12 protein-coding genes are annotated in these 14,278 nt (G+C 37.6%); 6 read left to right on the top strand and 6 right to left on the bottom strand.

The window, feature by feature from the left end; translation table 11 throughout:
* Positions 1-165 precede the first annotated feature (165 nt).
* The 6 genes from ACFINW_RS01055 to dapF all read right to left on the bottom strand — a co-directional run bounded on the left by ACFINW_RS01055 (position 166) and on the right by dapF (position 5,575).
* Positions 166-663 (bottom strand): hypothetical protein, encoded by a 498-nt coding sequence (locus ACFINW_RS01055; RefSeq protein ID WP_375620898.1) that lies wholly within the window; start codon positions 661-663, stop codon positions 166-168.
* 2 nt (positions 664-665) lie between these two features.
* Entirely contained in the window at positions 666-1,427 is a 762-nt protein-coding gene (gene gloB, locus ACFINW_RS01050; RefSeq protein ID WP_375629105.1) for a hydroxyacylglutathione hydrolase, read from the bottom strand.
* A gap of 62 nt (positions 1,428-1,489) precedes the next feature.
* Complete coding sequence (locus ACFINW_RS01045; RefSeq protein WP_375639861.1) at positions 1,490-2,176, bottom strand: septation protein A; 687 nt, start codon at positions 2,174-2,176, stop codon at positions 1,490-1,492.
* Positions 2,173-3,426, bottom strand: a complete 1,254-nt coding sequence (gene ftsY / locus ACFINW_RS01040; protein WP_375611333.1) for a signal recognition particle-docking protein FtsY — start codon at positions 3,424-3,426, stop codon at positions 2,173-2,175. The genes ACFINW_RS01045 and ftsY overlap by 4 nt, the downstream gene beginning before the upstream one ends.
* A gap of 14 nt (positions 3,427-3,440) precedes the next feature.
* The gene (gene mtaB, locus ACFINW_RS01035; protein WP_375639865.1) at positions 3,441-4,724 is read right to left on the bottom strand and encodes a tRNA (N(6)-L-threonylcarbamoyladenosine(37)-C(2))-methylthiotransferase MtaB; all 1,284 of its coding nucleotides are present in this window, start codon (positions 4,722-4,724) and stop codon (positions 3,441-3,443) included.
* Positions 4,724-5,575, bottom strand: a complete 852-nt coding sequence (dapF, locus tag ACFINW_RS01030) for a diaminopimelate epimerase (RefSeq protein WP_375639870.1) — start codon at positions 5,573-5,575, stop codon at positions 4,724-4,726. Before dapF ends, mtaB begins: the two co-directional genes overlap by 1 nt.
* A 224-nt stretch (positions 5,576-5,799) precedes the next feature.
* Here dapF and ACFINW_RS01025 point away from each other — a divergent pair, with 224 nt between their 5' ends.
* The 6 genes from ACFINW_RS01025 (at position 5,800) to ACFINW_RS01000 (ending at position 14,247) form a co-directional block, all read left to right on the top strand.
* Positions 5,800-6,345: an AprI/Inh family metalloprotease inhibitor gene (locus ACFINW_RS01025; protein WP_375620904.1), complete on the top strand. Its 546-nt coding sequence runs from the start codon at positions 5,800-5,802 to the stop codon at positions 6,343-6,345.
* 98 nt (positions 6,346-6,443) lie between these two features.
* Positions 6,444-7,643 carry a cell division protein ZapE gene (gene zapE / locus ACFINW_RS01020; protein ID WP_375620905.1) on the top strand — a complete coding sequence of 400 codons (1,200 nt, stop codon included), beginning with the start codon at positions 6,444-6,446 and terminating at the stop codon, positions 7,641-7,643.
* A 288-nt stretch (positions 7,644-7,931) separates the two neighbouring features.
* On the top strand, positions 7,932-8,894 hold the full coding sequence (mdh, locus tag ACFINW_RS01015) for a malate dehydrogenase (RefSeq protein ID WP_375611328.1): 963 nt from the start codon (positions 7,932-7,934) through the stop codon (positions 8,892-8,894).
* An 88-nt stretch (positions 8,895-8,982) separates the two neighbouring features.
* Positions 8,983-10,179: an ADP-forming succinate--CoA ligase subunit beta gene (sucC, locus tag ACFINW_RS01010; RefSeq protein ID WP_375639874.1), complete on the top strand. Its 1,197-nt coding sequence runs from the start codon at positions 8,983-8,985 to the stop codon at positions 10,177-10,179.
* Positions 10,180-10,182: 3 nt separating this feature from the next.
* Complete coding sequence (sucD, locus tag ACFINW_RS01005; RefSeq protein WP_375620907.1) at positions 10,183-11,085, top strand: succinate--CoA ligase subunit alpha; 903 nt, start codon at positions 10,183-10,185, stop codon at positions 11,083-11,085.
* A gap of 162 nt (positions 11,086-11,247) precedes the next feature.
* Entirely contained in the window at positions 11,248-14,247 is a 3,000-nt protein-coding gene (locus ACFINW_RS01000; protein ID WP_375673662.1) for a 2-oxoglutarate dehydrogenase E1 component, read from the top strand.
* Positions 14,248-14,278: the final 31 nt, after the last annotated feature.

The raw sequence follows: 14,278 nt of genomic DNA, 5'->3' as shown, positions 1-14,278 counted from the left end.
TCAATAAATATTTTTTCGTCTGTTATTCTTTATTTTTATAAAAACATTTGTTAAATATAGTCGAAATAAACACAATTATTAGGAATGATAAAAACACGGTGATTTTTAATGCACGGACTTTTTTATTAGATTAATGGGATGATATTTTTAATGTGTCATAGCTGATTAGTTGCTCAAAATGAGTTTTTCGCAGCTATCTAAAAGAATTGTCGCTTTAAAAAAATGTTTTTTAACAAATTCAAGATTGTTTAGAAATATAGTATTTTTCTCAGTAGAATATTCCTTTTCAGGTACAAATATGAGAAGCGTTGATATTTCTTTAAGAGCTAAGGTTCCTGAAGCAAAATCTTTCGGTGTTATATTATTTTCTTTTAAAATATTTACAAGTTTTGGTTTACTAGAAATATAGGTAGTGTAATTTTCAATACTAGAGTGGATACTAGAATCATAAGTTATAAGATTATTTTTTGTTTCTGGAAGTAAGTTTTTACATTCTTTTTCAATTTTTTCCAGCTTTAAAAGAAAATCTTCTGTTAAGGGATAATTTGCAATGAGAGATGATATAAGAGAAGAATTATCTGTTTCCTTTTCCTCTGCCCTTGTTAGTTGAATATGTATCACGAAAAGAAAAAGGAGGAACAAACGTAATACGAACTTAAGCATGGTTAAAAATTATCCTTTCTTCTTCGAATTTCAGCAAAAACTTCTTCATCTGTTTCTTCTTCCATTACAAGGTTTCTTCGCAATACACTATCATCCCAGCGGAGAAAGGGATTGGTGGCTTTTTCTTGCCCTAAGGTTACTGGTAAAGTCATAGCGTTTTTTGCACGTAGCAAAAAAACTTCCTCTATTCTTTGGTGGAGTTTTTTATTATGTGGGTCAATTGTTAGTGCGAAAAGAGCGTTATTTTTTGTATATTCGTGTCCACAATAGAGAAGTGTTTCATCAGGAAGTTTACGAAGTTTTTTTAAAGAATTCAGCATTTGTGCTGGTGTTCCTTCAAAAAGACGTCCACAGCCCAATGAAAAAAGTGTATCTCCAGCAAAGAGTAAATTATTTTCAGGAAAATAGTAAGATAATGCGCCTAGAGTATGACCAGGTGTTGAAAGAGCTAAAAGAAGGTGTGAGCCAAAAGAAAAACTTTCATCAGGTTGAAGTGTTTTATCAAGATGATCAATCTTTTCTTTTTCTGCTTCTGGTCCGATAACCGTAGTGTTGTAAACTTGTTTTAATTCTGATAGGGCTTCTACATGGTCGTGATGATGATGAGTTACAAAAATAGTGTTAAGTGTCCAATTGTGGCGCTTTAAGGCGTTGTGAATCGCTTTGCCTTCAGGAGCATCTATTGCAGCTGTCATACCACTTTTTTCATCATGAAGGAGTACACCGAAATTGTTTTCTCGACAAATAAACTGTTCAATCAACATATTTTTTCTCCCGAACAGTGTTTGGCGATGAATCTATAAAATAATCGGTAGTGATGATTTTTTTAAGAATCAGATTTGTCCTCTTCTGTAAAAAGTCCTTTTGAATGTTTTATAATTATAGGCATTTGGGTAAGCATGAAAAGGACTGTTATAGGCATGACGCCAAATACTTTGAAACTTGTCCAGAAATTATCGCTAAAATTACGCCAAATTATTTCATTCAAAATGGCAAGAAAAATGAAAAAAAACGCCCAACGATAGGTAAGTTTTTGCCAACCTAAATCATCAAGTTTTAAGGTAGAATCAAGAGCATAACGTAAAAGTGGTTTTTTAAAAAACATCCCACCAAAAAGTATAAAAGCAAATAAGCTATTAATGATTGTTGGTTTCATTTTTATGAAAGTTTCATTATGAAGCCAGAGAGTTAGAAAGCCAAAAACTAAAACAAATATTCCTGAAATAAGAGGCATAATAGGAATTTGTCTTGCAAGGATCCATGATAAGCTTAGGGAAATAATAATAGCCACCATAAAAATAGCTGTTGCAGGGAAAATAGGCTTACTAAAATTTTGAAAAAATCCAATGTTTTTTATCAGCCATTCTCCCTTATAATTGGCAAAAAAGAAGGCAACCAATGGACCCATTTCCAAAAGAAACTTAAGTGTTGGTGAGAGAGAATTTTTTTTATTGTTATTCATCTTTTTTTCAGAATTATTGTGTAAATTAAGATTAGATAAAGGCTGTTTCATGCGTGTTTTCCTGCAATAGTTTCGGCAAAGTCAGAAGCAGAAAAGGGTTGAAGGTCTTCAATATCTTCTCCTATACCGATAAAATAAACGGGTAATTTATATTTTGCTGCGATAGCGACAAGAATTCCTCCTCGTGCAGTCCCATCTAGCTTTGTCATAACTAAACCATTAACACCAGCAATATCACGGAAAATGTCCACTTGGTTGAGTGCATTTTGTCCGGTTGTTGCATCAAGAGTTTGAAGGATTGTGTGGGGTGCTTGGGGGGTGTGTTTTTTTAAAACACGAATAATTTTTGCCAACTCATCCATTAATTCAGATTTATTTTGTAAACGCCCTGCTGTATCAATAATTAATACATCACTGTTTGTTTTTTTTGCTTTTTCATAAGCATCAAATGCTAAGCTGGCGGCATCTGCACCCAATTTTGTCGAAATAACAGGAGAATTGGTACGTTCACCCCAAATGTGTAGTTGCTCAATAGCAGCGGCTCGGAAAGTATCACCTGCTGCCAGCATAACTTTTAATCCCCCTTCTGTTAATTTGGCTGAAAGTTTTCCAATAGTTGTCGTTTTTCCAGTGCCATTTACACCTACCAGCAAAATAACATGAGGTTTATGGCTGAGATCAAGTTCTAATGGTATTGCAACAGGTTCCAGAACTTTTTTGACCTCATCAGCTACAATAGTATGAATATCATCTGGGGAGAGGTTTTTTCCGTAACGACTGGAAGCTAAAGTATTTGTGATGCGTGTTGCCGTCTCTACACCTATGTCAGCTTGGATAAGAATATCTTCGAGCTCTTGCAATGTATCTTCATCAAGTTTTCTTTTAACAAAGAGATCGCCAATTGATCCGCTTAGGCGTTGTGAAGAAAGGGATAGGCCTTTTTTAAGGCGCCCAAACCACGCTGTTTTTTTTTGTTCAACAGAAGGTTCAGATAAAATTTCTTCATTCTTTTTTTCACGGATGTTGTCTGTGACAATAATTTTACCAGAAAAGGGAATTTTATCAGAATGGGATTCTAGAAATGGAGATTTTTCATCATATTTTGTAAGTATTGACTCTGGATTTTTTGTTTGTTCTTCTTTTTCTGTGTTTATAGAGATTTGATTATTTTTTGTCTTTTCATTTTTGTCTTTATTTTCTTCTATTATATCGCTTTTATCAGGAATAGAAATCTGTTGTTCAATTTCTTGCTCTTGAGATTTGTTAAAAGAGAATATTTTTTTTATAAAAGATTTAGTCATAAGAATTCTCCTGCTCAAGCAGCGTTTAATTTTGGAGGGACAGCAATCAATTTATCGCCATCATGATCAACGATAAGGGCTTGAACAATTGTTCCTGCTTTTGCACCTTTAACTTGTACAAGAGTATAATCTTCTGTTCGTCCGATTTCATCTTTTTCAACGAGAATTGTTTGTAGACTGTTTTGTAAATGAGCAAGATGCTTTTTGTAAGCCATATCACCTACTTTACGCAATTTTTCAGCACGCAGCTTAATTATTTTACGGTTGATTTGTGGCATACGTGCGGCAGGTGTTCCTTCTCTTGGACTAAAGGGAAAGACATGGAGATGGGTTAAATTACAATCTTTGATTAAGGAAAGACTATTTTGAAACATCTCTTCTGTTTCTGTAGGAAAACCAGCAATTAAGTCGGCACCATAAACCATTGTAGAACGTTTGGCACGCAACTCTTGGCAAAATTGAATGGCATGTTCGCGCAGATGACGCCGTTTCATCCGTTTTAAAATCATATTATCACCTGCTTGCAAAGATAAATGCAAATAGGGCATGATTCTTGTTTCATAAGCTAAAAGATTTATGAGTTCTTCGTCTGCTTCAATAGAGTCAATAGATGAGAGGCGTAATCGGGCTAAGTCAGGGACATGATGCAAAATAGCTGAAGTTAATTTTCCTAGAGTAGCTTTTCCAGGAAGATCGTGGCCATAACTTGTAAGGTCAACACCTGTAAGGACCACTTCTTGGATACCCCCACCTATCAGCTTTTTAATTTGTTCTATGACAGCACCCATGGGAACTGAACGAGATGGTCCTCGTCCATAAGGAATAATGCAAAATGTACAGCGGTGATCGCATCCGTTTTGTACCTGTACAAAAGCGCGGGTGCGCTCTTGCATTGCACTGACCATATGTGGAGCAATTTTTTGTACTTCCATAATGTCATTGATATGCACCTTTTCAGAATGATTAATACCAAAATCAGGAAGTTGACGATAAGAATGAGCGTGAAGTTTATCTTCGTTTCCTAAAACAAGATCTACCTCTGTCATTGAGGCAAAATTTTGTGCTTCTGTTTGGGCTGCACACCCTGTTACAATGATATGCGCATGAGGATTTTCACGCCTTGCTTTGCGGATAGCTTGTTTTGCTTGTCGTACGGCTTCGGCAGTGACAGCACAGGTATTAAAGATAATAGCACCATCTTTAAGTTGATCTAGCCCTGAAGAAGTACTTTCTTTGCGAATGATTTCCGATTCGTAGCTATTAAGTCGACAACCAAAAGTTACAATTTCTATTGCCATCAGGAGTGATCCTTTTTGTAGCACCCTGTTAAAGGGCTTAAAAAACCACTAAAGTGATATTTAATTGGTCCTGTCATGATAATATGATCGTCTTCTCGGTAAAAAATATTAAGTGTTCCCTTTGGTAAATTTACATCAACATGGCGCTCTGTAAGTCCACGACGATAAGCAGCCACTGCACTTGCACAAGCAGCACTCCCACATGCTTGTGTTAATCCTGCCCCTCGCTCCCATGTACGTAAATTTAGACTTTTCTTTGACGTTATGCAAGCAATGGAAATATTGCACCGTTCGGGAAACAGGGGATCATGTTCAAGTTTTGGCCCATATTTTTCTAATGGAATATGTTGAATATCATTTTCAACAAAAAAGATAGCATGGAGATTGCCAATGGATATGAGACAAGCGTCTTTTAGGGGACCAGCCATAATTTCTACGTGATTGGTATCAACTATTTCACGTGAAACAGGCATCTCTTTTGCATTGAAATTTGGGCATCCCATATCAACAGAAATGAGATCATCGGTTTGGTATTTTCCTTCAATAATTCCAGCGGGAGTTTCTAAATGAAATTTTTCACCAAAATTGTGATCTTTAAGCCATGCGATGACACAGCGGGTACCATTGCCACAAGCTTTAGCTATTGATCCGTCGGCATTCCATATTTCTATGCGGAAGTCGGTTTTTTTCTGAGTTGGTGTGTGGATAGCCATGATTTGATCAAAATGCATTTCAGGATCTGCCGACAAAGCAAGGATTGCTTGTGGTGTAAGAGCGTATGTGCTTTCACGCATATCAACAACAATAATTTGATTTCCAAGACCGTCCATTTTGCTAAATGGCGTTTTCATGAAACTTCTCTATTTCTAATGTTACTTGTAAAAAGATATATGGCTGAAAATATTATAAATTTCTAGTGTTTAATAAATATAAAATTGGGTACATAAATTATTTCTTTTAAAATAAGTGATTTTAACCTGTTTTTTTTAATTTGTTAATTTATCTTTGTAACTATAACAAATATTCGCTTAATTTTTTTGTGAACTTATTTATTGTCGTGGGAGAGAGTACAGACATGGCGTTTTCAAAAGTTTCGTTTTTCGTTGCACTATCAACTGTAATGTTTTTAGGGGGATGTTCAACAACACGGTTTGATGGTAATGACGATGGTAACGCATTAGAAGTTTTTTATCCATCTCAACAAATGACAATATTAGAAGCGTCTGATCTGTCGTCTACTTCTTCGTCGATATCTGAAGATGCAAACGCTCCGATGTATGAAAAAGGAGATTCTCAGAGCGATGGACGAATGGCTAGTCTCGAATTGCCAAGTAATGCCACTGATTTATTTCCTGCAAGTGTTGCTGGGGTATGGAATCTTTCTATGGGAGGAAAAGTTTGCCGGATTGCAACTCCACAAACAAAGTTTGGACAAGGGTACCGTGCTGGTCCTTTACACTGTCCAGGAATTGCTTCCCAAGTGAGATCGTGGGCTGTTAAAGGAAAAAGATTATATTTTTATAATAACTCTGGACGTGTTATCCTCGTTCTTTATTCTTCAAATGTTGATCGTTTTGAGGGACGTACACTTGATGATCATCCCGTTATTTTAAGTCGTTAAATCACTTTTGATCGTTTATGATAAACTAAACTAGACGGACAGATTCTTGAAAAGTATTTGTATTTTTCATTGAGATCGGTTTGAAAAAGGTTTTTTGGATGATTCTCGTTTCAACACGTTATAAGGAGCTCGTCGCTAAAGGAGAGGTTTGTTTTGATCCCGCTCAATTAGCTATAACAGAATATTTTGATCATTTATTAAAAAAAATTGCGGAACAAAATATCTCTCATCCTTTGCCTTGGATATTTTGCTCTTTCTTTAACAGAATATTTAAAAGGAAAAAACAAAATATTTCTTGCGTTGTAAAACAAGGAGATGAAACAGGTTTTTTTCAGGGACTGTATATTTATGGTGAAGTAGGACGGGGCAAAACCATGCTGATGGATTTGTTCTTTTCTTGTTTGCCTAAAGGTCATAAAAAGCGTGCCCATTTTAATGATTTTATGGCTGATGTGCATGAGCGTATTAATTCTTATCGTCAAGCATCTGGGTGTACAAAATTTAAACAAGATAATCCTATTTTAGCTGTTGCTGAAGATCTTGTACGAGAAGCAAAAGTACTTTGTTTTGATGAGTTTAGTGTAACGGATATTGCTGATGCTATGGTATTGGGGCGGCTTATTTCTGCTCTGTTTGATAAAGGAATTTTCTTTATTGCGACTTCAAATGTGGCGCCGGATAACCTTTATTGTAACGGTTTGAATCGTGAGCTCTTTTTGCCTTTTATTCAAGTTTTGAAAGCATATGTTCGTGTTGTTAATCTTGATGCAAAAACAGATTATCGCCTTGAAAAATCAAATCTACAACAGATGTATGTATCGCCGTTGGGGGTCCAAGCAAATGAATATATGGATCAAGCATGGGCACTTGTATTGCAAGGACATAAGGAGATGTCTGATGAGCTTTCTATAAAAGGGCGCTTTATTCCTATTCCGCGCTTTGGTGCAGGATGTGCTCGTTTTGATTATGGGGATTTATGTGCAAAGCCTTTGGCCGCGGCTGAATATTTGTTATTAGGAGAGCATTATCATACGATTTTTATTGATAATGTACCGGTCATGGATGATACATGTCGCAATGAAACAAAACGGTTTATTTTGCTTATTGATATTCTTTATGAGCGGCATATACGGTTGTTTATGTCGGCAGCCGCAGGGATAGGGGATTTGTATAAAGGGCATGCGCAGATTACGGAAACATTTGAATTTCAAAGAACACAATCACGTCTTTTCGAAATGCAAAGCTACGATTATTTAAAACTTTGGGAAGAACATTTTCTTTTGAAGAAGAAGCATTGATTATACTTTTACCTTTACGTAAACTGTCAAAACAATAACTTTTTGAAATTAAAGAAATATAATAATTCTGTTGTATTTTTTTTTAATTCACTTTATCGATACATCGTGATAATTTTCTAATAGTTGTTTCAGCGGAGGGTTGTTGTTTCTGTAAGGAGATAAATTTGTAAATTTCATTTCTTTACTCCTTTTTATGATATTGTTTGAATATGGTTGAAGTCAAAATATTCAGTATACGGACGTTGATTGGGTGTGCGCTGAATTATCTAAAAGTTAGGAAAAAATAAAATGGCACGGAAAAAAATAGCTCTCATTGGTTCAGGTATGATTGGTGGTACTTTAGCACATATTATTGGGCTTAAAGAGCTTGCTGATGTGGTCTTATTTGATATTACAGAAGGTGTGCCACAAGGTAAGGCTCTAGATATAGCCGAATCTTCTCCCGTTGATGGTTTTGATATCAGTCTAAAAGGTGCTAATGCTTATGAAGCAATTGAAGGTGCTGATGTTGTTATTGTAACAGCAGGCGTTGCGCGAAAACCTGGTATGAGCCGTGATGAACTTTTGGGCATTAATTTAAAGGTTATGGAACAAGTTGGAGCTGGAATTAAAAAATACGCTTCTTCAGCGTTTGTTATTTGTATTACCAATCCCCTTGATGCGATGGTGTGGGCATTGCAGAAATTTTCAGGTCTCCCTACACATAAAGTGGTTGGGATGGCTGGTGTTCTTGATTCAGCGCGTTTTCGTCATTTCTTATCTGAGGAATTTAAGGTCTCTATTAAAGATGTGACAGCGTTTGTTTTAGGGGGCCACGGTGATACAATGGTTCCTCTCGTGCGTTATTCAACGGTTGGTGGTATTTCTTTGCCTGATCTTGTAAAGATGGGCTGGACAACACAGGAAAGAATTGATCAAATTATCCAGCGTACCCGTGATGGCGGTGCAGAAATTGTTGGTTTGTTAAAAACAGGTTCTGCTTATTATGCACCAGCAGCTTCTGCTGTTTCTATGGCTGAGGCTTATCTAAAGGACACTAAGCGTGTTGTGCCTGTTGCAGCTTATCTTTCAGGAGAATATGGGGTTAATGATACCTACGTTGGTGTTCCTGTTGTACTTGGTGCAGGTGGTGTTGAACGAGTCATTGAAATTGATCTTGATAAGGAAGAAAGAGGTGCTTTTGATCATTCAGTAAATGCGGTTAAAAAGCTTTGTGAAGCTTGTATTGCTCTTGTACCTAGTCTCAAGTAAATTGAACAAGATTTAATTCATTAAAATAAGTATTTAGAATGTTAAAACTTTAGGATTAATAAGATCCATAAAAGAAAAGGACAAATGCATGAATATCCATGAGTATCAGGCCAAACGTCTGCTTCATGAATATGGAGCACCAATTGCAAATGGTGTCGCTGTTTATTCTGTAGAGCAAGCTGAAAAATGGGCGGAAAAATTGCCCGGACCTCTCTATGTGGTTAAAAGTCAGATACACGCTGGTGGTCGTGGTAAGGGTAAGTTTAAAGAACTTGGTCCTGATGCAAAGGGTGGTGTTCGGCTTGCACAATCTGTTGAAGAAGTTGTTGCAAATGTTCAAGAAATGCTTGGAAAAACTTTGGTAACCAAACAAACTGGTCCAGAGGGTAAGCAGGTCAACCGCCTTTATATTGAAGATGGTGCCGATATTGAACGGGAGCTTTATCTTTCACTTTTGGTTGATCGTAGCGTTGGTCGAATTGCTTTTGTTGTTTCAACAGAAGGTGGAATGGATATTGAAACGGTTGCTGAAGAGACACCAGAAAAAATATTCACGCTTCCCATTGATGCTGTAGAGGGTGTTACTTCTGCTGATTGTGCAAGACTTTGTGATGCGTTGAAACTACAAAGTAGTGCGCGAGAAGATGGTGAAAAGCTTTTTCCGATTTTCTATAAGGCATTTTGTGAAAAAGATATGAGCCTTTTAGAAATCAATCCGCTTATTGTGATGAAAGATGGTCACTTGCGTGTTCTTGATGCGAAAGTTTCTTTTGATAATAATGCTCTGTTTCGTCATCCAGATATTTTAGAATTGCGCGATCTTTCAGAGGAAGATCCAAAGGAAATAGAAGCATCAAAGCATGATCTTGCTTATGTTGCTCTTGAGGGTACGATTGGTTGCATGGTTAATGGTGCTGGGCTTGCTATGGCAACAATGGATATCATTAAGCTTTATGGAGCAGAGCCAGCGAATTTTTTGGATGTTGGTGGTGGAGCATCAAAAGAAAAGGTGACAGCTGCTTTTAAGATTATTACGGCCGATCCAAATGTTAAGGGCATTTTGGTTAACATTTTTGGTGGTATTATGCGTTGTGATGTCATTGCTGAAGGTGTGGTTGCTGCTGTTCGTGAGGTTGGTTTAAAGGTTCCCTTGGTTGTTCGTCTTGAAGGTACTAATGTTGAGCAAGGTAAAGCAATTATCAATGAGAGTGGTTTGAATGTTATTCCTGCTGATGATTTAGATGATGCTGCCCAAAAAATTGTTGCAGCCGTGAAGGGAGCTTAAGCTATGTCAATTCTTGTGAATAAAGAGACAAAAGTTCTAGTTCAAGGGCTTACAGGAAAAACAGGAACATTTCATACAGAACAGGCGCTTGCTTATCATGGTACGCAAATGGTTGGTGGCGTTAATCCTAAAAAGGGTGGAGAAACATGGGAAGGTTCAAAAGGCGAAACTCTTCCTATTTTCGCTAATGTTGCAGAAGCAAAAGAAAAAACAGGCGCGGATGCTTCCGTTATTTATGTTCCTCCTGCAGGGGCTGCGGCAGCTATTATAGAGGCTATTGAAGCTGAAATTTGTTTAATTATCTGTATTACGGAAGGTATTCCCGTTATGGATATGGTTAAAGTGAAGGCGCGATTAGAAAACTCAAAGTCTCGTCTTATTGGTCCTAATTGTCCCGGTATTCTTACACCAAATGAATGTAAAATTGGTATTATGCCTGGTTCTATTTTTAGAAAAGGTTCTGTTGGGGTTGTCTCGAGGTCGGGAACTTTAACTTATGAAGCCGTTTTTCAAACGAGTCAGGAAGGTCTCGGACAAACGACTGCTATAGGGATTGGTGGCGATCCTGTTAAGGGCACTGAATTTATTGATGTGTTGGAAATGTTTTTAGCGGATGATGAAACCGAGTCTATTGTTATGATTGGTGAGATTGGTGGTTCTGCTGAAGAAGAAGCAGCACAGTTTTTGCAAGATGAAGCAAGAAAAGGTCGTAAAAAGCCAGTTGTTGGCTTTATTGCTGGCCGTACGGCTCCTCCAGGACGTACAATGGGACATGCTGGTGCTGTTATTTCTGGTGGTAAAGGTGGAGCAGAAGATAAAATTGCGGCAATGGAATCAGCTGGGATTCGTGTGTCTTCTTCGCCATCACAGATAGGTAAGACTTTGATGTCAGTTTTGAAAGGCTAAAAGAAAGTTTCACCTGAATAAGAAAAGGTTCTTAGATTCAGGTGAAAAAACTTGAGTATAAAAAGGTAAAACTTTTTTGAATGTTCAAATTACTGCTTGTTTGTAAGCATTTAAAGGTCAAAAGAGATATAAGGAGACGGAATAGATGTTCCGGAGAGGTATATGGCAAGGCAGGACGAAATAAATAGCCTTTTTGCACAGACATCATTTCTTTATGGTGGGAATGCGGATTATATAGATCAACTTTATGCTCAATATGAAAAAGATCCTACCAGTGTTGATTCACAGTGGCGTGCTTTTTTTGAAGGACTTCATGATAATAAAGAAGATGTTCTTAAAAATGCTGAAGGAGCAACATGGCAGCGTGATCATTGGCCATTAAAAGCAGAGGGTGAATTGGTTTCTGCTCTTGATGGTGATTGGTCTTCTCTTGAAAAATATCTTGGCGATAAATTAAAGGAAAAAGCAATAACAGGTGCTGCACAAAAGGGAAAAACTTCCAGTAAACAAGATATTATTCGTGCAACACGTGATTCCATTCATGCAATTATGATGATTCGTGCGTTTCGAGAACGGGGACATCTTCATGCGCAGCTTGACCCTCTTCAATTGGCCGAAAAACAAGAAGATTATAAGGAACTTTCTCCAGAAGCTTATGGTTTTACTCCAGCTGATTACGAGCGTCCCATTTTTATTGATAATGTTTTAGGGTTGGAATATGCAACTATTCCGCAAATGCTTGAGATTCTGAATCGTACCTATTGTTCAACAATCGGTGTGGAGTATATGCATGTTTCTGATCCGGTTCAGAAAGTATGGCTTCAAGAACGTATTGAAGGGCGAGATAAAAAAAATTCTTTCACACAACAAGACAAGAAAGCTATTCTGAATAAGCTTATTCAGGCAGAGGGATTCGAACAGTTTTTAGACACTAAATATAAAGGTACAAAGCGTTTTGGACTCGATGGTGGTGAGGCGCTGATTCCCGCTCTTGAACAGATTATCAAATGTGGTAGTGCTTTGGGGGTGCAGGAAGTTATTTTAGGAATGGCGCATCGTGGTCGTTTAAATGTTCTTTCACAAGTTCTTGCCAAACCGCATAGGGCTATTTTTCATGAATTCAAAGGGGGATCTTACAAGCCTGATGATGTGGAGGGATCCGGTGATGTTAAATATCATTTGGGAACTACCGCTGATCTGGACTTTGATGGTAAAAAAGTTCATTTATCACTGTTGGCCAATCCATCTCATCTTGAGATTGTTGATCCGGTTGTTATGGGAAAAGCACGTGCTAAACAAGATCAACTTATGGGACCTGCGCATACTGATTTACTCCCATTAAGTGAGCGTTCAAAAGTGATGCCATTGCTTATTCATGGTGATGCCGCTTTTGCAGGACAAGGCGTTATCCAAGAAACTTTTGGTCTTTCAGGTCTTAAAGGTTATCGTGTTGCAGGCTCACTTCATGTTATTATTAATAACCAGATTGGTTTTACAACATCTCCACGTTTTTCACGTTCTTCGCCTTATCCATCAGATGTCGCAAAAATGATTGACGCACCAATTTTCCATGTGAATGGTGATGATCCTGAGGCAGTTGTTTTTGTTGCCAAAATAGCAACAGAGTTTCGCCAAATTTTCCATAAACCAGTGGTTATTGATATGTTTTGTTATCGCCGTTATGGGCATAATGAAGGTGATGAACCTTCCTTTACGCAGCCGCTTATGTATAAAGCAATACGTAATCATAAAACAACTCTTCAACTCTATAGTGATCAATTGGTAGCAGAAGGAATGATTACTTCGGAAGAGATTGAGCAACAAAAAAAATTATGGCGCGATAAACTTGAAGGTGAACTTGAAGCAAGTGCTTCTTATAAACCTAATAAGGCTGATTGGCTTGATGGGAGCTGGACGGGACTCAAAGCTTTTAGTAGTTCTGATGAGCAGCATTCTAGAACAACCGGTGTTGAATTAAAAACTTTAAAGGAAATTGGTCAGAAAATTGTTGAAATTCCGGCGAATTTTCACGTTCACAAAACCATTCAACGTTTTTTAAATAATCGTGCTAAAATTTTTGAAACCGGTGAGGGGGTTGATTGGGCAACCGCTGAAGCTTTAGCTTTTGGTTCACTTTGTTTGGAAGGAGCGCCGGTTCGTCTTTCCGGTGAAGATGTTGAACGGGGAACTTTTTCACAACGTCATTCAGTTCTTTATGACCAAGAAAATGAGGCGCGTTATATTCCTTTGAATCATTTACAAAAGGGGCAAGCGCTTTATGACGTTGTTAATTCTATGCTTTCTGAAGAAGCTGTTCTTGGTTTTGAATATGGATATTCTCTTGCTGAACCACGAGGATTAACACTTTGGGAAGCACAATTTGGTGATTTCTCTAATGGTGCACAGGTCATTTTTGATCAATTTATTTCATCTGCAGAGCGTAAGTGGCTTCGTATGTCTGGTCTTGTGTGTTTATTGCCTCATGGTTTTGAAGGGCAAGGGCCGGAGCATTCTTCTGCACGTTTAGAACGGTTTCTTCAACTTTGTGCGGAAGATAATATGCAGGTTGCTAATTGTACAACCCCTGCAAATTATTTTCATATTTTGCGTCGACAAATTAAGCGTGATTTCCGGAAGCCATTGATTTTGATGACACCGAAATCACTTTTACGTCATAAGCGAGCTGTTTCTCTTCTCAATGAAATGGGGCCAGAAACAAGTTTCTGTCGTGTGTTGCTTGATGATGCAGAATGTCTCAAAGATTCTGTCATTAAGTTGCAAAAAGATAATAAGATTCGCCGTGTCGTTCTTTGTACTGGTAAGGTTTATTACGATCTTTATGAAGAACGTGAAAAAAAGGGTATTGATGATGTTTACCTCCTTCGTATTGAACAGCTTTATCCTTTCCCTGCAAAAGTTTTGGTGAATGTGTTATCGCGCTTTTTGCAGGCGGAAGTTTTTTGGTGCCAAGAGGAACCAAAAAACATGGGGGCTTGGTCATTTATTGAGCCTTATTTGGAATGGGTTTTGACGCATATTAATGCGCAATATTCACGTGCTCGTTATGCAGGACGTCCTGCGAGTGCGTCACCGGCCTCTGGGTTGATGGTGAAACACCTTGAACAACTGGCTGCGTTTCTTAAAGACGCGTTAGGTTCTTAATTTATTACTACTCTGATGTATGGAAAAATAT

Source organism: Bartonella sp. AA18HLJMS, from assembly GCF_042197245.1.
GTDB lineage: Bacteria > Pseudomonadota > Alphaproteobacteria > Rhizobiales > Rhizobiaceae > Bartonella.
Note: the sequence above shows the minus strand (reverse complement) of the source record. Positions and strands in the feature narration are given on the sequence as shown.